Annotated in this window: 14 protein-coding genes; 8 read left to right on the top strand and 6 right to left on the bottom strand. The window is 53.1% G+C overall.

Translation table 11 applies throughout. The features are described 5' to 3' along the window. Window positions 1-6: 6 nt before the first annotated feature. Window positions 7-366, top strand: a complete 360-nt coding sequence (gene arsC / locus OGW13_RS02550; protein WP_287115575.1) for an arsenate reductase (glutaredoxin) — start codon at window positions 7-9, stop codon at window positions 364-366. Here the strand turns inward: arsC and OGW13_RS02545 are convergent, their stop codons facing one another. Beyond that, the gene (locus tag OGW13_RS02545) at window positions 367-1,209 is read right to left on the bottom strand and encodes an XRE family transcriptional regulator (RefSeq protein ID WP_287115574.1); all 843 of its coding nucleotides are present in this window, start codon (window positions 1,207-1,209) and stop codon (window positions 367-369) included. Between the two features lie 156 nt (window positions 1,210-1,365). Here OGW13_RS02545 and celB point away from each other — a divergent pair, with 156 nt between their 5' ends. Genes celB through OGW13_RS02530 form a run of 3 tightly spaced genes read left to right on the top strand, consistent with a single transcriptional unit; the run spans window position 1,366 to window position 5,090 of the window. After that, complete coding sequence (celB, locus tag OGW13_RS02540; RefSeq protein WP_042999854.1) at window positions 1,366-2,685, top strand: PTS cellobiose transporter subunit IIC; 1,320 nt, start codon at window positions 1,366-1,368, stop codon at window positions 2,683-2,685. 3 nt (window positions 2,686-2,688) lie between these two features. Continuing rightward, window positions 2,689-3,645: a glycosylasparaginase gene (locus OGW13_RS02535; protein WP_287115573.1), complete on the top strand. Its 957-nt coding sequence runs from the start codon at window positions 2,689-2,691 to the stop codon at window positions 3,643-3,645. After that, window positions 3,645-5,090 carry a leucyl aminopeptidase family protein gene (locus OGW13_RS02530; protein WP_287115572.1) on the top strand — a complete coding sequence of 482 codons (1,446 nt, stop codon included), beginning with the start codon at window positions 3,645-3,647 and terminating at the stop codon, window positions 5,088-5,090. The genes OGW13_RS02535 and OGW13_RS02530 overlap by 1 nt, the downstream gene beginning before the upstream one ends. 119 nt (window positions 5,091-5,209) lie before the next feature. Here the strand turns inward: OGW13_RS02530 and OGW13_RS02525 are convergent, their stop codons facing one another. The 4 genes from OGW13_RS02525 to OGW13_RS02510 form a co-directional block, all read right to left on the bottom strand. After that, window positions 5,210-5,911: a DnaA inactivator Hda gene (locus OGW13_RS02525; protein WP_061069784.1), complete on the bottom strand. Its 702-nt coding sequence runs from the start codon at window positions 5,909-5,911 to the stop codon at window positions 5,210-5,212. 95 nt (window positions 5,912-6,006) lie between these two features. Beyond that, a complete protein-coding gene (uraA, locus tag OGW13_RS02520) occupies window positions 6,007-7,296 on the bottom strand; it encodes a uracil permease (protein WP_042999850.1) in 1,290 nt (429 codons plus the stop codon). A 95-nt stretch (window positions 7,297-7,391) separates the two neighbouring features. Beyond that, window positions 7,392-8,018, bottom strand: coding sequence for a uracil phosphoribosyltransferase (gene upp / locus OGW13_RS02515; RefSeq protein WP_003037929.1), 627 nt, complete (start codon window positions 8,016-8,018; stop codon window positions 7,392-7,394). Window positions 8,019-8,200: 182 nt separating this feature from the next. Continuing rightward, window positions 8,201-9,631 carry a 6-phospho-beta-glucosidase gene (locus OGW13_RS02510; protein WP_042999849.1) on the bottom strand — a complete coding sequence of 477 codons (1,431 nt, stop codon included), beginning with the start codon at window positions 9,629-9,631 and terminating at the stop codon, window positions 8,201-8,203. A 262-nt stretch (window positions 9,632-9,893) separates the two neighbouring features. Between OGW13_RS02510 and purM the strand changes: the two genes are divergently transcribed. The 4 genes from purM (at window position 9,894) to ppx (ending at window position 15,370) form a co-directional block, all read left to right on the top strand. Next, window positions 9,894-10,931: a phosphoribosylformylglycinamidine cyclo-ligase gene (gene purM, locus OGW13_RS02505; RefSeq protein ID WP_044256983.1), complete on the top strand. Its 1,038-nt coding sequence runs from the start codon at window positions 9,894-9,896 to the stop codon at window positions 10,929-10,931. Further along, complete coding sequence (gene purN / locus OGW13_RS02500; RefSeq protein ID WP_044328044.1) at window positions 10,928-11,569, top strand: phosphoribosylglycinamide formyltransferase; 642 nt, start codon at window positions 10,928-10,930, stop codon at window positions 11,567-11,569. Before purM ends, purN begins: the two co-directional genes overlap by 4 nt. A 188-nt stretch (window positions 11,570-11,757) precedes the next feature. Then, window positions 11,758-13,824 carry a polyphosphate kinase 1 gene (ppk1, locus tag OGW13_RS02495; RefSeq protein ID WP_042999847.1) on the top strand — a complete coding sequence of 689 codons (2,067 nt, stop codon included), beginning with the start codon at window positions 11,758-11,760 and terminating at the stop codon, window positions 13,822-13,824. Window positions 13,825-13,828: 4 nt separating this feature from the next. Then, on the top strand, window positions 13,829-15,370 hold the full coding sequence (ppx, locus tag OGW13_RS02490; RefSeq protein ID WP_042999846.1) for an exopolyphosphatase: 1,542 nt from the start codon (window positions 13,829-13,831) through the stop codon (window positions 15,368-15,370). A 7-nt stretch (window positions 15,371-15,377) separates the two neighbouring features. Here the strand turns inward: ppx and OGW13_RS02485 are convergent, their stop codons facing one another. Beyond that, window positions 15,378-17,618, bottom strand: coding sequence for a bifunctional diguanylate cyclase/phosphodiesterase (locus OGW13_RS02485; RefSeq protein ID WP_042999845.1), 2,241 nt, complete (start codon window positions 17,616-17,618; stop codon window positions 15,378-15,380). Window positions 17,619-17,884: the final 266 nt, after the last annotated feature.

Genomic DNA, 17,884 nt, shown 5'->3' with positions numbered 1-17,884 from the left:
TTCTCCATGTCAAAGGCCGTAAAAATCTACCATAACCCGCGCTGCTCCAAGAGCCGCGAAACGCTGAACCTGCTGCAATCGCACGGTGTGGAGCCAGAAGTGGTGCTTTACCTGGAAACGCCTGCCGATGCCGCAACGCTGCGTCAGTTGTTGAAGATGCTGGGCATGGAAAGCGCCCGGGAACTGATGCGCCGAAAAGAGGATCTCTACGCGTCGCTCAACCTGGCTGACAGCAGTCTGAGTGAAGATGAATTGATTCAGGCGATGGTGGAACACCCGAAACTGATGGAACGTCCAATTGTAGTGGCGAACAGCCAGGCGCGTATTGGCCGTCCACCGGAACACGTGCTGGAAATCATCGGCTAATCACCCCCGCCGTAGTGCTTCGAGAAAAGCCTGCGGCGTCATCTCCCCCAGTTTTTTCTGCGCCTTGCCGGTATTATAACTTTCGCAAATCTCTGCCAGCAGTTGACTGGCTGATACGTCCTTTACCCGCGGCACAATCGCCACCAGCGGAAGGTTAACCTGAATCGCATTCTGCACGTTATGGTTTATGTTGTGCGTCATCCCTCGTGCTATCAGCCCCTGTTCCAGCCCATCAAGATAGGTGTCAGAAAAGAATGTCTCAATAGATTGTATATCAGCCGGACAGGCTGTCAGCAGCGCATCCAGCCATTTCATGACCAGATGCGGCGAAATCCCAGCATACAGTCGCGCGTAGCACCAGCCGCTCACCGGTTCACGAGCCCAGAGCACATGATGCTCCCCGCCATCCTCCATATGCAGTGAAAGCGGGAGGTGATGCACCTCAAGCACATGAGGGAAATGCCCGGCCTTCAGTGCCTTTTTCCCCTGCAAAGGTGTCCCCTGACGCATCAACCTTGCAGGTTTAAGATAACGATTTAGCGTCGCACGGGATACGTGAATGCCCAGCCCTTCATTGACCAGTAACAAAAGCTCATCTAACGGCGCGCCGGTCGCATCCCGCAGTCCGTTAATCAGCGCAATCTGCTCTTGTCTCATCGCTTTGTGTATCACTTTCGGCGTAGTTTGCCGATCGGCAGTCTGCTCACGTTGTCGCCAGCGTCTGACCGTGGTGACGGAAATCCCCAGCTCAGCGGCCAGCGCTCTGTCGCTTTTATCCGACTGCTGCAGATAACGACGGATGCGCGGTGTCGTGGTGGCATTGGCATGCAGTTTTATTTCCATCGCCAAATCCTTTTCCAAAGAGATAACTAATCATATGAGATTTATATTTATAAGGCGAACACATTGTGACCAGATTCACCTTTCGACTGCGGAGCTTCCCTGATAATCCTCTGGCATACCATAAATACTCTCATCCGATCTTGTACGGAGTTCACAATGAACAATGTTCTGGGATTTCTTGAAGCAAAACTGATGCCGCTTGCGGCCAAAACGGCGCAGCAGCGTCACCTGGGCGCGATCCGCGGCGCCTATGTTTCCTTTATGCCGTTCATTATCGTCGGCTCCATTCTGCTGGTTATTTCCTCCTTTCCGAACCAGACCTATCAGCAATTTATGTCTGGCGCGTTTGGTGAAAGCTGGAGCAGTATTATCGAGATCCCGTTTAACGCGGTGTTCTCAACGATGTCACTGTTCATCAGTTTCCTGGTTGCCTACCGTCTGGCGGAACATTACGGTGAAGACCGTATCTCCTGCGGCATCCTGGCGCTGGTCTGCTTCCTGATCCTCACCCCGTTTATCAAAGTTGCGGATAACGGCGGCATCACCGTGATACCAGTAGAATGGATCGGCACTAAAGGGCTATTTGTGGCAATGATTGGCTCGTTGCTGTGGACGGAATTGTTCTGCTGGCTGAAACGCAAAAAACTGGTTATCAAGATGCCCGAAGGGGTTCCGCCTGCCGTGCAGGAATCATTTGCCGCGCTGATCCCCGCCCTGTTGGTAATGATCCTGGTGCTGATTATTCGCATCCTGTTTGAAAATACCCACTACCAGACAATTCACCGCTTTATCTATGAAGTGGTTGCGACGCCGGTTCGTCACTATGGCACCTCCTATTTTGGCGCGCTGATGACGGTTTTCAGCATCACGATTTTATGGTCGGTAGGGATTAACTCTGGCTCAATGATCAACGGCATTATCCGGCCACTGTGGATGGAGAACCAGACGGATAACATCGCCGCCATTCAGGCGGGCGTTACGCCACCGCATATTATCACCGAGCAGTTTTTTGACATGATCTGGATGGGGGGCGCTGGCGCAACCTTATCGCTGGTTATCGCAATGCTGATTTTTGCCCGCAGTAAAAACATGCGGGAAGTGGCCCGACTGGGGGCTGGCGCATCGATTTTCAATATCAACGAACCCATTCTGTTCGGTCTGCCGGTCATCATGAACCCCATCATGCTAATACCGTTCAACCTGGTGCCTCTGGTGTTAGTCACCATCCAGTACGTCGCAATGAAAATTGGCGCTGTTGCCGTCACGACGGGCGTGTTTATTCCATGGACGCTGCCGCCGGTTATCAGTGGTTTTATCGTCACAGGCCATCTCAGCGGTAGCGTCATGCAGATCATCAATTTACTGATTGGCGCAATGCTCTATCTGCCATTTATGCGCATTGTCGATAAACAGTACCGCGCGGCGGAAGTCACCACGCTGGCACAAAACGAGAGTACACCCGTTAAACAGGAGTAAAACATGTGGGGAATTATCGCCACCTGGCGAATGGCGCTTGAAGGCGTTACTGAGTCCGCTTCCGCGCTGGCTGCAGGCCAAACAGCGGCCAGTGCGGTAGTCAATGCCGTTGCCGCAGTTGAGGACTTCCCATTATACAAGTCCGTTGGCTACGGCGGACTGCCAACCGAAAAGGGTGAGGTGGAACTGGATGCCGCATTCATGGATGGCGACACGCTGGCGTTCGGCGCCGTGGGCAATCTCGTGGATATCGCCAATCCGGTACGCGTTGCGCACGCCCTGAGTCGTCAACGGTATAACAGCCTGCTTGTCGGCCAGGGGGCCCGAGAATGGGCGTTAAGCCAGGGGTTTGCAGAAAAAACCATGCTTACCGACCGCGCCATCCAACACTATCGCAAACGCTGCCGCGAGACGCTGGATAAGGGACTGAGTCCTTATGACGGCCATGATACCGTCGGCATTATCGGACTGGACACACAAGGTTCGATGAGCGTGGCGACCTCCACCAGCGGTCTGTTTATGAAAAAACGCGGTCGTCTGGGAGATTCCCCGATTATTGGTTCCGGCTTCTACTGCGACAGTCAAATCGGCGCCGCGACCGCCACTGGCGTTGGCGAAGACCTGATGAAGGGTTGCACCAGCTACGAAATCGTTCGCCGTATGGCACAGGGCATGACACCGCAGCAGGCTGCGGACTCAGTGGTTTTTGAACTGGAGGACAACCTGATGTCCCGCTTTGGCCGGGTGGGCGATTTATCCGTCGTGTGTATGAATCACCGGGGAGAATTTGGCGCGGCGACCAATATCAAAACCTTCTCGTTTACCGTTGCCACCGCCAGTCATCCACTTACCGTCTATCTCGCGGAACGTCGGCACGAAAAGACGTATTACCAGCCAGTCGATGAGGCGTGGATGCAGGCCTATGCGGCACGGATCCGTGCGCCAATAGAGGAAGAATAATGATGACATATCAGTTGATTCAGTCCCTTTCAGAGGCGCAACCCAACGCGCACCTGATTGCCCGTCCCACAAGCCAACAGTTACCAGACACCGCGCTGATAAACGAAATGCGTGCCACGGGTAACATGGCGGATACCTGTTTTGGCTGCGCCCCTTACAAACGCATCACCCTCATTCCATCAGCACTGTGGCAGGACAACCTGACCGACGGTTTGCTGAACGCATTACGTCCACTGTTCACCACGCCGGTCAGTTCTCACGTGATCATTGATGTTCGCGAAATACACGAAACCGTGCTGCTTCAGGTTCTGCGTTTTCTGTTCAATCAGGTACATCGCCTTGACGACCTGCAACTGAAAACTACAGACAACGCGACGATACGACTCGACCACATAACGGCGCTTTGTTTACCCGAACAGCAGGAAGCGTTAGAGGAAATTTTCCGTCGGCAGCAGGCCATTGCCAACGGCATGGTCGCCGCCCGCCGCCTGGCGGATATGCCATCCGAGCAGTGTACGCCGCAGTTCGTTGTCGAAGAGGCCCAACGTCTATGCGCGGCTTACCCTGACCTGCGCTGCGAAGTGCTGGACGAACAGGCCATCGTAGCGCAAGGCCTTGGCTTGCTGCACGCCGTGGGGAAAGGCTCCAGCCGCCCGCCCCGCCTGCTGGCGATTCATTACGACGGCGTCAGCAGCGGCCCGGTGCGCAGCTATGTCGGGAAAGGCATCACTTTCGACACCGGCGGTTTGTGGCTGAAAGAAGGCGCGGGCATGTACACCATGAAGTACGACATGTGCGGCGCAGCCAACGTGCTTGGGCTGATGCTTAGTATTGCCGGGCTGGCGCTGCCGGTTCGAGTCATGGGCGCACTGGCGCTGGCGGAAAACGCCATTGGTCCCGACGCCATGCAACCGGGTAACGTAGCACGCGCCTGTAACGGGATGAAGGTGGAGATCAACAACACTGACGCCGAAGGACGACTGGTACTTGCTGACGCCATTGCCTGGGCCAGCCAGCGCCACAAAGAGACTCGCTATATCATTGATTTAGCAACGCTGACCGGCGCCGTGGTGAAAGCGCTGGGCTATGAGCTGAGTGGATTGATGACCCAGGATAGCGCGCTGCGTGCGGCGTTAACCGTTGCCGGTGAACAGAGCGGAGACAGAGTCTGGTCGCTGCCATTGGACGCTCACCTGAAAAAACAAACGGAGAGCGCGATTGCCGATCTGTGCAATACGCCGACTAACAACGCGGCAATCAGCGCATCGGCGGCCTGGCTGCTTCATCATTTTTGTCCGGCGACGATTCCATGGGCGCATCTCGACGTCAGCGGTACGGCGTTGTGGCGCGAAGGGGGAAGAAGCGTGGCATCGGGCAGACCGATTCCACTGCTGATGCAGCATTTACTTAACGATCTGGCAGTTGAGGATTCCCCCTCTGAGTGAGGGCGTTTGTTTGGGTAATCAGGCCGGATAAGGCGACGTCGCCCTCCGGCATCCGCACCGTTCTGCCTGATGGTGCTACGCTTATCAGACCGACTGCGATACGTAACCTTGTATTTCGGCTAGAGCTTCAGAATTTCTTTCACGAACGGAATGGTCAATTTGCGCTGCGCGGAGATGGAGGCGTGATCAAGCTGATCGAGCGTCATAAACAGCGTGCGCATCTCTCTGTCGAGCCGTTTGAGCAAAAAGCGCCCCACGTCTTCCGGGAGTTCAAATCCGCGCAGTCGGGCGCGTAGTTGTAGCGCCTGCAATTTATCTTCATCCGACAGCGGTTGCAGCTTGTAGATTTGCCCCCAATCCAGACGCGAGGCCAGATCGGGCAGCCCCAGCTTTAACTGCCGTGGAGGACGATCGCCGGTGATCAGTAACCGCGTTTTTCCGGATTCCAGAATGCGGTTGTAGAGATCAAAAATCGCCATCTCCCACTCTTCATCACCCGCGACACATTCAATATTGTCGATACAGACTAACGACAGGTGTTCCATCCCGTCGAGCACTTCCGGTACAAACCAGGTGCGCTTGTCCAGCGGCACATAGCCAACGGCATCACCACGCTGCGATAATTCAGCACAGGCAGCATGCAGCAAATGGCTGCGGCCGGCGCCTTCACGCGACCAGAGATAGATGTATCCGCTATGCTCCTGGCGCAGCACGTTTTGCAGTGCGGCCAGTAAAGAGGCGTTATCTCCCGGCCAGAAACTTGCAAACGTTTCGTCGTCAGGCAGATAAAGTGGCAAAGAGAGCTGTGCCGGTGTGTTCAGAGAGACCTCAACCCAGATTTCATTAAAATCGTGATGAGTTTACCACAGAATTCCGTCGCGTTAGAACCGGGCAGCATCACTGCCCGGATCCCATTTTACGGCTTCGGCGTATCCGCATCTTCCGCGTCCAACACCACTTCTTCCGGGCGCAGGACAGAAATCAGCTTGAAGATCAGGCTCAGACCGATCCCAACGATCGTCGCCAGCGCCATTCCTTTCAGCTCCGCCGCGCCAATGTGCACTTTCGCGCCGCTGACGCCAATGATCAGAATGACAGAGGTCAGGATCAGGTTCTGCGCTTTGTTGTAATCCACTTTCGATTCAATCAGCACGCGAATACCGGATGCCCCGATCACCCCGTACAGCAGCAATGACACCCCACCCATCACCGGTAGCGGAATGATCTGGATCGCCGCCGCCAGTTTACCGACGCAGGACAGCAGAATCGCGAAAATCGCCGCGCCGCCAATTACCCAGGTACTGTAAACACGGGTGATTGCCATTACACCAATGTTCTCACCGTAGGTGGTGTTGGGCGTGGAGCCAAAGAAGCCAGAAATCACCGTCGACAAACCGTTGGCAAACATCGAGCGATGCAGGCCCGGGTCGCGAACCAGATCTTTTTTGACGATATTCGCCGTGACCACGAGGTGACCGACGTGTTCGGCAATCACCACCAGCGCCGCAGGCAGAATAGTCAGAATGGCGAACCACTCAAAGCGCGGCGTGTAGAAGGTCGGCAGCGCAAACCAGTGCGCCTCGGCAATCGGTGTGGTATCAACCACGCCCATCGCAAATGACAGTGCATAACCTGCCAGTACCCCAATCAGGATCGGGATAATCGCAAGGAAACCACGAAACAGCACCGAGCCAAACACGGTCACCGCCAGCGTCACCATCGAGATAATGATGGTCTTCGAATCCGCAGATTGTCCTTCCGCAGGCAGCAATCCAGCCATACCAGCGGCCACGCCTGCCAGTTCAAGACCGATGACGGCAACGATTGCGCCCATTGCCGCAGGAGGAAACATCACGTCCAGCCAGCCGGTTCCCGCTTTCTTGACAATGAAAGAAACCAGGCAGAACAGCACACCACACATGATGAAGCCGCCCAGCGCCACTTCGTATCCCAACGGCAACAGCAGTAGAACCGGTGAGATAAACGCGAAGCTTGAACCTAAATAGGCAGGAATTTTTCCTTTACAGATAAAGAGATACAGCAAGGTCCCGATCCCGTTGAACAACAGAACGGTAGCCGGGTTGATATGAAACAGAACTGGCACCAGCACGGTTGCGCCAAACATGGCGAACAGGTGTTGCAAACTAAGCGGGATTGTCTGTAAAAGTGGCGGTCTTTCACTCACCCCGATAGCACGGCGCGTCATAGTGTTTTCCTCTGAGTGTGTTTGTTATGAATCGTTGAGTTGTTTTATTCAAAAAAAAGCCGACTCTTAAAGTCGGCTATTTATCAGTTATTCACTTACTTCGTACCAAAAATCTTATCGCCGGCATCACCCAGCCCCGGAATAATGTATCCGTGCTCGTTCAGGCCCTGGTCGATCGACGCGGTGTAGAGTTCCACATCCGGATGCGCTTTTTCCAGCGCGGCGATCCCTTCCGGGGCCGCCACCAGCACCAGCACTTTGATGCTGCTGCAGCCCGCTTTTTTCAGCAGATCGATAGTGGCGATAACAGAACCCCCGGTTGCCAGCATCGGGTCGACGATCAGCGCCATGCGCTCGTCGATATTGGATACCAGCTTCTGGAAATACGGGACCGGCTCAAGCGTTTCTTCGTTGCGGTACATGCCGACCACGCTGATACGTGCGCTGGGTACGTTTTCCAGCACGCCTTCCATCATGCCCAGACCGGCACGCAGGATAGGTACAACGGTAATTTTTTTGCCTTTGATTTGATCCACTTCGACCGGACCATTCCAGCCTTCAATGGTTACTTTTTCGGTTTCCAGGCCCGCAGTCGCTTCGTAGGTCAGCAGACTGCCTACTTCCGAGGCGAGTTCACGAAAGCGTTTGGTGCTGATATCGTTCTCACGCATCAGACCCAGCTTGTGTTTGACGAGTGGGTGTTTGACTTCCACGATCTTCATACTCTTCTCCTTTCCTCAGACGAGTGGCAACCACAAAAAAAATCGCCGGATTATACCGCTTTTCCTCTCTGGCGCAACATAACGTATGCATGACCTGGATCAAGCAAAGTAGTATACGTTTGGGTGATGAGTATAAAACACGCCCCGCATTCTGTGCGGGGCCAAGTATCAAGTGGCTGAAATCAGAGGGATTCACCGTTACTTTTTATCACCTGCTGATACCAGGCGAAAGATTTCTTACGACTGCGCGCCAGCGTCCCACTACCGTCATTATTTTTATCAACGTAGATAAACCCGTAGCGTTTTTTCATCTCTCCCGTTCCCGCAGAAACCAGATCGATACATCCCCACGGCGTGTACCCCATGAGATCCACGCCATCCTCTTCCACCGCTTTTTTCATTTCACGAAGATGTGCCGCCATATACTCGATACGGTAGCTGTCATCCACGGTGCCGTCAGGCAACTGAACATCAATCGCACCAAACCCGTTCTCAACGATAAACAACGGCAACTGGTAGTGATCCCAGAACCAGTTCAGCGAATAGCGCAATCCCACCGGATCAATCTGCCAGCCCCAGTCCGATTTCTGTACGTAGGGATTGGAGACCAGACTTTTGCTCTCGTCATAATCGAGTTGCGGGTTATCGTCTGTCGCTTTGGTGACAAACGACATGTAATAGCTAAAACCGATGTAGTCGACGCAGCCTTCGGACAGAGCAACACGGTCTTCTTCCGTGATATCGAGGTCAAACTCGCGGCGCGTAAAATAGTTGAGAATATGCTGCGGATATTTCCCCCGCACATGCACATCGGTAAACCAGTAGCGACGGTGCATGGCGTTCATCGCCATCATCATGTCGTTTGGCGCACAGGTCAGTGGGTAGATGGGGCACATGGCGATCATGCAGCCGATCTGCAATGCCGGGTTAATTTCTCGTGCCGCCTTCACCGCCAGCGCACTGGCCACCAGTTCATAGTGCGCCGCCTGGTACATTACCGGTTCACGATCTTCACCTGGCTGATACTTCAGGCCGGAGTTCGTGAACGGTGCAAAATCCTCATGGTAATTGGCCTGGTTGTTGATCTCATTGAAGGTCATCCAATACTTCACTTTGCCCTGATAGCGGGTAAAGACGACCTTCGCAAAGCGGACAAAAAAGTCGATCAGCTTCCGGTTGCGCCAGCCGCCATACTCCGTCACCAGATGGTAGGGCATCTCGAAATGCGACAGGGTAATTACCGGTTCAATGCCATACTTCAGGCATTCATCAAACAGATCGTCGTAAAATTGCAGTCCCGCCTCGTTTGGCTGCGTTTCATCCCCAAGTGGGAAAATGCGCGTCCAGGCAATGGACGTCCGGAAACATTTAAAGCCCATTTCAGCGAAAAGCTTAATGTCTTCTTTGTAGCGATGATAAAAATCGATCGCCTCGTGGTTAGGGTAGTTTTTGCCGGGCAGCACGCCATCGGTAATTTCTCGCGCCACGCCATGAGCGCCCGCCGTCATGACGTCAGCAACGCTGATCCCTTTTCCGCCTTCCTGCCAGCCGCCCTCAAGCTGATGAGCGGCGACCGCCCCGCCCCACATGAAATTCGCGTTAAATCCAGACATAGTTTCCCTCGTTAATTTGCTATGACAAAACAGAAACCGGTTTCAGTATGATACTGAGCAATCCCGGCACTGCTTTCAAGGGTGAAACTGAACCCGGTTTCATTTTCGTGGTTCAGGTCATAAAAACACCGCGCCGCGGAGAAAATGCAGCAAATCTCGACAGATAAAAACGGATGCAACACAGGCTCGCAAACGTTTGCTTTCCCTGCTAGAATTGCGCCGAATTTTACTTTTACCGTAAGAAAACGTGGGGAACCAGGCAGTGACCGATAAAACCTCTCTTAGCTATAAAGATGCCGGTGTTGATATTGACGCGGGTAATGCTCTGGTGGATCGAATCAAAGGCGTAGTGAAGAAAACTCGCCGCCCGGAAGTGATGGGTGGTTTGGGTGGCTTCGGTGCGCTGTGCGCATTGCCGCAAAAATATCGTGAACCAGTGCTGGTTTCCGGTACTGATGGCGTCGGGACAAAACTGCGTCTGGCGATGGATCTGAAGCGTCACGATACCATCGGCATTGATCTCGTGGCGATGTGCGTCAACGACCTGGTCGTTCAGGGTGCTGAGCCGCTGTTTTTCCTCGACTACTACGCCACTGGCAAACTGGATGTGGATACCGCAGCCAGCGTGATTAACGGTATCGCCGAAGGCTGCCTGCAATCCGGCTGCGCGCTGGTCGGCGGGGAAACCGCTGAAATGCCGGGGATGTATCACGGTGAAGATTATGACGTCGCGGGTTTCTGCGTCGGCGTGGTCGAAAAATCAGACATCATTGACGGTTCCAAAGTGGCCGATGGCGATGTGTTGATTGCACTGGGTTCCAGCGGTCCGCACTCCAACGGTTACTCACTGGTACGTAAAATTGTTGAAGTCAGCGGCTGCGATCCAGAAACGACGGTTCTGGAAGGCAAACCGTTGGCCGACCACCTGCTGGCGCCGACCCGCATCTACGTGAAATCGATTCTGGAATTGATTGAAAAGGTTGATGTGCACGCTATCGCGCACCTGACCGGCGGCGGCTTCTGGGAAAACATTCCGCGCGTACTGCCGGACAACACGCAGGCGGTGATCGATGAATCCTCCTGGCAGTGGCCAGCTGTTTTTAACTGGCTGCAAAGCGCCGGCAACGTCAGCCAGCATGAAATGTATCGTACCTTTAACTGCGGCGTCGGCATGGTCATTGCTCTTCCGGCGGCAGAAGTAGACAACGCCCTTACCCTGCTGAAGGCAAAAGGTGAAAAAGCCTGGAAGCTCGGCGTCATCAAGGCTTCCGATTCCGCGCAGCGCGTGGTTATTGAATAATGAATATTGTGGTGCTTATTTCCGGTAACGGAAGCAATTTGCAGGCGATTATTGATGCCTGCAAAGAGAAGAAAATCAACGGCACCCTGCGGGCAGTATTCAGCAACAAGGCCGACGCGTTCGGCCTTGAGCGTGCCAGAAAAGCGGCAATCCCGGCCCATACGCTGACGGCGGATCAGTTTTCCAGCCGTGAAGCATTTGACCGCGAGCTGATCCTTGAGATCGACGCGTATGCGCCTGACGTGGTGGTGCTGGCCGGTTTTATGCGCATTCTGAGCCCGGCGTTCGTCGCGCACTACAACGGTCGACTGCTGAATATTCACCCTTCCCTGTTGCCCAAATATCCCGGTTTGCACACCCACCGTCAGGCGCTGGAAAACGGCGATGAGGAACACGGCACCTCGGTCCACTTTGTCACTGACGAGCTCGACGGCGGACCGGTCATTTTGCAGTCCAAAGTTCCGGTTTTTGAGGGCGATGACGAAGATGAAATCACCGCCCGCGTTCAGGTTCAGGAACACGCCATTTACCCGCTGGTCGTCAGTTGGTTTGTGGACGGACGGCTGAAAATGCGCGATAACGCCGCCTGGCTGGACGGTGTTCGCCTGCCGCCACAGGGCTACGCTGCCGACGAGTAAAAACGGTGCCGGATAACGGATGTCATCCCTTATCCGGCCAGCGCTTCTCTTCAGACCTCCAGTCCCCCTTCCCCTTTGCGATCAGACGGTTTATTGTCATATTTTTCTGGCACAGTTGGACATCTGAGCGCAATGCTCGCCATAATAATCAGGCAGTGTCCCGTGAATAAAACGGAGTATAAGTATTAATGGGTCAGGAAAAGCTTTATATCGAGAAAGAGCTCAGCTGGTTAGCGTTCAACGAACGTGTGCTCCAGGAAGCCGCGGATAAATCAAACCCGCTAATTGAACGGATGCGTTTCTTAGGCATCTATTCCAATAACCTGGATGAATTCTACAAAGTTCGCTTCGCAGAGCTCAAACGTCGCATCATCATCAGCGAAGAACAGGGTTCAAATTCACATTCTCGCCACCTGTTAGGCAAAATCCAGTCCCGCGTACTGAAAGCCGACCAGGAATTCGATGGCCTGTATAACGAACTGCTGCTGGAGATGGCGCGTAATCAGATCTTCCTGATCAACGAGCGTCAACTGTCAGTCAATCAGCAAAGCTGGCTGCGCCACTATTTCAAACAGTATCTGCGCCAGCACATCACCCCTATTTTAATTAACCGCGAAACGGATCTGGTACAGTTCCTGAAGGATGACTACACCTATCTGGCAGTCGAAATTATTCGCGGCGACACCATTCGCTATGCGCTGCTGGAAATTCCGTCTGACAAGGTTCCACGCTTTGTGAATCTGCCGCCGGAAGCCCCGCGTCGCCGTAAACCAATGATCCTGCTGGATAACATTCTGCGCTACTGTCTGGACGACATCTTTAAGGGCTTCTTTGATTATGACGCACTGAATGCCTATTCCATGAAGATGACCCGTGACGCCGAGTACGATCTGGTGCACGAGATGGAATCCAGCCTGATGGAGCTGATGTCCTCCAGCCTGAAACAGCGTTTGACCGCCGAGCCGGTGCGTTTTGTTTATCAGCGCGACATGCCTAATGCACTGGTCGAAGTGCTGCGCGAGAAGCTGACGATTTCACGCTATGACTCTATCGTTCCCGGCGGGCGTTATCACAACTTCAAAGATTTCATTAACTTCCCTAATGTCGGCAAAGCCAATCTGGTGAATAAGCCGCTGCCGCGCTTACGCCATATCTGGTTTGATAAAGAGAAGTTCCGTAACGGATTTGACGCCATTCGTGAACGCGATGTGTTGCTTTACTATCCGTATCACACCTTTGAGCACGTTCTGGAACTGCTGCGCCAGGCCTCGTTTGACCCGAGCGTGCTGGCAATCAAAATCAACATCTACCGCGTGGCAAAAGACTCGCGGATCATCGACTCAATGATCCACGCCGCCCATAACGGTAAAAAAGTGACCGTTGTGGTGGAGTTACAGGCACGATTTGATGAAGAGGCCAACATTCACTGGGCGAAACGCCTGACGGAAGCGGGCGTGCATGTCATCTTCTCCGCGCCAGGCTTAAAAATTCACGCCAAGCTGTTCCTGATTTCGCGCAAAGAAGGCGAAGAGGTGGTGCGTTACGCCCATATCGGCACCGGTAATTTCAACGAAAAAACCGCGCGTCTGTATACCGACTATTCGCTGTTGACCGCCGACGCGCGGATCACTAACGAAGTCCGTCGGGTGTTCAATTTTATCGAGAACCCGTATCGCCCGGTGACGTTTGATTATCTGCTGGTCTCGCCGCAAAACTCGCGCCGCCTGCTGTATGAGATGATCGATCGTGAAATCGCCAACGCTCAACAGGGACTCCCCTCCGGCATCACACTGAAACTGAATAACCTGGTGGACAAAGGGCTGGTCGATCGGCTGTATGCCGCCTCCAGCTCAGGTGTACCGGTCAATCTGTTGATTCGTGGTATGTGCTCGCTTATTCCGAATCTGGAAGGTATCAGCGATAATATCCGCGTCATCAGTATTGTGGACCGTTATCTTGAGCATGACCGGGTGTATATCTTCGAAAACGGCGGCGATAAGCAGGTCTATCTCTCTTCCGCCGACTGGATGACGCGTAATATCGACTACCGCATTGAGGTGGCGACGCCGCTGCTTGATCCGCGCCTGAAGCAGCGGGTGCTGGATATTATTGACATCCTGTTCAGCGATACGGTAAAAGCCCGCTACATCGATAAAGAACTGAGTAATCGCTACGTGCCGCGTGGAAACCGCCGCAAAGTGCAGTCGCAACTGGCTATTTACGACTATATCAAATCACTCGAGCAATCTGACTAACGCTATGCCAATACATGATAAGACCCCACGACCGCAGGAGTTTGCGGCGGTCGACCTCGGTTCAAACAGTTTTCACATGGTGATTGCCCGTGTGGTGGATGGCGCCATGCAGATCATCGGTCGCCTGAAACAGCGCGTGCATCTGGCGGATGGTCTCGGCGAAGACAACATGCTGAGCGAAGAGGCAATGGAGCGCGGGCTAAGCTGCCTGTCACTGTTTGCTGAACGTCTTCAGGGGTTCGCCCCCTCCAGCGTGTGTATTGTCGGTACCCATACGCTTCGTCAGGCGCAAAACGCCACCGATTTTCTCAAACGAGCGGAAAAGGTTATCCCCTATCCGATCGAGATCATTTCCGGCAATGAAGAAGCGCGTCTGATCTTTATGGGCGTAGAACATACGCAACCGGAAAAAGGCCGCAAGCTGGTCATCGACATTGGCGGCGGCTCGACGGAGCTGGTCATTGGGGAAAACTTCGAACCGAAGCTGGTTGAAAGCCGTCGTATGGGTTGCGTCAGTTTTGCCCAGATCTATTTCCCCGGCGGCGTCATCAGCAAGGAAAACTTCCAGCGTGCCAGAATGGCGGCGGCGCAGAAGCTTGAAACCCTGACCTGGCAATTCCGTATTCAGGGCTGGAACGTTGCGCTGGGGGCCTCTGGCACCATCAAAGCCGCGCACGAAGTGCTCTTAGAAATGGGCGAGAAAGACGGGTTCATCACCCCAGAACGTCTGGACCGACTGGTAACCGAACTGCTGCAACACCGCAGTTTCGAGTCGCTAAGCCTGCCGGGGTTATCTGAAGAGCGAAAAGCGGTCTTTGTTCCAGGTCTGGCGATTTTATGCGGTGTCTTTGATGCGCTGGCGATCCGCGAGTTACGCCTTTCCGATGGTGCGCTGCGCGAAGGCGTGCTGTACGAAATGGAAGGTCGCTTCCGCCATCAGGATGTCCGCAGTCGCACCGCCAGCAGCCTGGCGAATCAGTACAATATCGACAGCGAACAGGCGCGACGCGTGCTGGAAACCACGATGCAGATGTATGACCAATGGCAAACGCAGCAGCCGAAGCTGGCGCATCCGCAGCTTGAAGCGTTGCTGAAATGGGCAGCGATGTTGCATGAGGTTGGACTGAACATTAATCACAGCGGCCTGCACCGTCACTCGGCGTATATCCTGCAAAACAGCGATTTGCCTGGTTTTAATCAGGAGCAGCAAACCATGATGGCCACGCTGGTTCGCTACCATCGTAAGGCGGTGAAGCTGGACGATCTCCCCCGTTTTACGCTGTTTAAGAAGAAGCAGTTCCTGCCGCTCATTCAGCTATTGCGTCTTGGCGTACTGCTGAACAACCAGCGCCAGGCCACGACCACACCGCCTACGCTGACGCTCATCACCGATGACAACCACTGGACCCTGCGTTTCCCTCACGACTGGTTCAGCCAGAACGCGCTGGTTTTGCTCGATCTGGAAAAAGAACAGCAATACTGGGAAGCGGTGACCGGCTGGCGTCTGAAAATTGAAGAAGAACGCTCACCGGAAATCGCCGCGTGAAGCACACTCAGGTGCCAGTCACTGGCACCTGCTCTTTCAGCGTGTCGCTTAACGGCTGCGGCACACCGATTAAATATCCCTGCATATAGTCAATCCCCAGAGAGATCGCGGCATGGCGAATCTCCTCGCTTTCGACAAATTCAGCGACCACCTGCATTTTCTTCATACGCGCCAGATGACAGATTGAGGCCACAATCTGATAGTCGAGGCTATTCGAAACGATATTGCGGATGAAACTACCGTCAATCTTCAGAATATTGGCGTTAACGTTTTTCAGCCTTGCATAACTGGCGTAACCCGTACCGAAGTCATCAATAGCGATTTGGCAGCCCAGTTGTTGCAGATTTTGCAGCGTTGCCTCCGCCTGTCCGGCATTCATCAGCGCCTGACTTTCTGTCACTTCAAATATCAATTGCCAGGCTTCGATCTGGTATTTGCTCAGCAGTTTGCTGATATCCTGCGCAAACCTGGCCCGACAGACCGAGGACGCCGACAGGTTAAGCGCAAAGCGACGGGCAGGCATCTGCGCACGATTCTCCGCCATAAAGCGTAACGTGTGTTCGATAACCCAGAGATCAATTCTCGAGGAGAGACCAAACTCATGCGCGACGGGCAGGAAGGCATCAGGGTTGATCATGCCACCGTCATCATCCAGCAATCGCAGTAAAATCTCATGATAAACATCGCCGCGAAGCCCTTCGATTGGCTGCGCCATCAGACAAAAACGGTCATGCTCCAGCGCATGCTGTAACCGGTTCATCATTGCGACTTTGTCTCGCAGATTACGCTGCATGTTCATCGCACCACTACGCTCTAAATTTTCCGGCGTGTTGGTCATGATGGACAGCTCAGCCGTCGTGCTCAACTCCCCCAGCAACAGGTAAATGTGATTTACCGGGGAACGCACATAGCAATAGCTCATCCCCACCTGTGGCTGGAACGTCATGCCATCCCAGACAAACCGGAACATCTTGATATGCTCATCCAGATCGTCAATGCGTTGCTGATGTGACTCTGTATTTAAGCGTAGCAGCAGGTCAGGCCCGGACATTTGGTAAACATGCTCATCAGGACCCAACTTTTCGGCAATCCAGTGGGAGAGCTGTTGCTTGTACTGGATACGCAGCATTATTCCGTAATTTTTCACGAGAAACTCGAGTTCAGGAACGCGCAGAAAGCACAACGCAGACCAGGGCGTATTTCTCAGCGCGCGGTTGAGCGCACGAAGATTGGGAAGATGGACAACCGGATCAAGAAACGCAAGCCGTCGGGCACGACTGCTCACAATCCGCTGACGCGTCGCCAGCACCGCCATGTAATTCACAATAAAAGAAAAAACCAGGAAACTGGAAGAGGTAATCGCCAGTTGTACATCGTAACCTGAATAATAGGGCGTATAGCTTCTGTAATTATGGATCGCAATAATTAAAACTGGCGCCCATAGCAGTGATATGAATCGATAGCCATAACGCATCGCTCCCCATAACATAACCGGGAGTAATAATGACATAGTATAGTTCGTGCTGAATATGGAACTATTTTCATTCAGTGGCATACAAAGCAAAGACATTAAAGCGGACAATACCAGCAACCAAATAATGATCTCTTTTTGCGAGGCCTTGGCATCAAACTGTAACTTTAATTGCGAATAATAGCCGCGTAAATGTAGCGGGTTACGAATAACGCGAATAATAAAGTAGAAGAGCGGTACACCAATCAAATTGCCCACCAGAATACCCTGGTAGTTTATTAATGCGTTGATGTTAAATGGTGTTCCCCCCATTAAGCTCAACTTGCTTTCATACAACCCCACAAAGGCTGCGAACTGGAAAAGCACCAGAAATAGCGTTGCGGGGCAAAAAACTTGCCAAAAAATGCGGGGGAAGACCAGCTGCGCGTCACCATGCGAGATGTTGTTACGTCGGGGCGTAAAAACACGGTAACCGCCCCAGCTGAGCACGACAGCAATAAGAAAATGCGCAATAACAGGCAATGTTTCCGCCAGACCTACCTGCGGATATTTGCGAATAAAAACCGCCAGAACAATACCGGGTAATGCCGCCCAACCGAAAAAAATCATCAGGCTCATCATGAGTGATAACGGTAAGTAGAAAAGGATGACATCCCCGGTGGCCACATGCGCATAGGTATTCGTATGGCTCACGAGCGGTAAAAACAGGGAAGGCAAAATCAGAGGCAGTCCCCACCACTTATCTCTGATTGCAATATAAGTTTTATTCAGTCGCATAGACGCTCAGCGGAACCCCTGGATCCTTAAGGGGTGAATCAGACAGGCATCCCACCTGACGTCAAAATTAAGATGAAAAACTCACCATACATGTCGCACAGATTTTAGTTATCAACGGGAAGTTATTTTTGACGTATATCAAATAATTCCGTCCCCATTAATCAATTATTACCTTTATTTCACGGTGTTATCATTCTCATATTATTAATGTAAATAATATCATTATTCTTCATAACAACGAGATATGATTCAACTGACGCAATTTT

The organism is Citrobacter sp. Ca225 (assembly GCF_030337175.1).
GTDB lineage: Bacteria > Pseudomonadota > Gammaproteobacteria > Enterobacterales > Enterobacteriaceae > Citrobacter_A > Citrobacter_A amalonaticus.
Note: the sequence above shows the minus strand (reverse complement) of the source record. Positions and strands in the feature narration are given on the sequence as shown.

Bases quoted from the DNA above. Each gene is read 5' to 3' on its own strand.
- arsC (WP_287115575.1), top strand. From the start codon at position 7: ATGTCAAAGGCCGTAAAAATCTACCATAACCCGCGCTGCTCCAAGAGC.
- OGW13_RS02545 (WP_287115574.1), bottom strand. From the start codon at position 1,209: ATGGAAATAAAACTGCATGCCAATGCCACCACGACACCGCGCATCCGT.
- celB (WP_042999854.1), top strand. From the start codon at position 1,366: ATGAACAATGTTCTGGGATTTCTTGAAGCAAAACTGATGCCGCTTGCG.
- OGW13_RS02535 (WP_287115573.1), top strand. From the start codon at position 2,689: ATGTGGGGAATTATCGCCACCTGGCGAATGGCGCTTGAAGGCGTTACT.
- OGW13_RS02530 (WP_287115572.1), top strand. From the start codon at position 3,645: ATGATGACATATCAGTTGATTCAGTCCCTTTCAGAGGCGCAACCCAAC.
- uraA (WP_042999850.1), bottom strand. From the start codon at position 7,296: ATGACGCGCCGTGCTATCGGGGTGAGTGAAAGACCGCCACTTTTACAG.
- upp (WP_003037929.1), bottom strand. From the start codon at position 8,018: ATGAAGATCGTGGAAGTCAAACACCCACTCGTCAAACACAAGCTGGGT.
- OGW13_RS02510 (WP_042999849.1), bottom strand. From the start codon at position 9,631: ATGTCTGGATTTAACGCGAATTTCATGTGGGGCGGGGCGGTCGCCGCT.
- ppk1 (WP_042999847.1), top strand. From the start codon at position 11,758: ATGGGTCAGGAAAAGCTTTATATCGAGAAAGAGCTCAGCTGGTTAGCG.
- ppx (WP_042999846.1), top strand. From the start codon at position 13,829: ATGCCAATACATGATAAGACCCCACGACCGCAGGAGTTTGCGGCGGTC.
- OGW13_RS02485 (WP_042999845.1), bottom strand. From the start codon at position 17,618: ATGCGACTGAATAAAACTTATATTGCAATCAGAGATAAGTGGTGGGGA.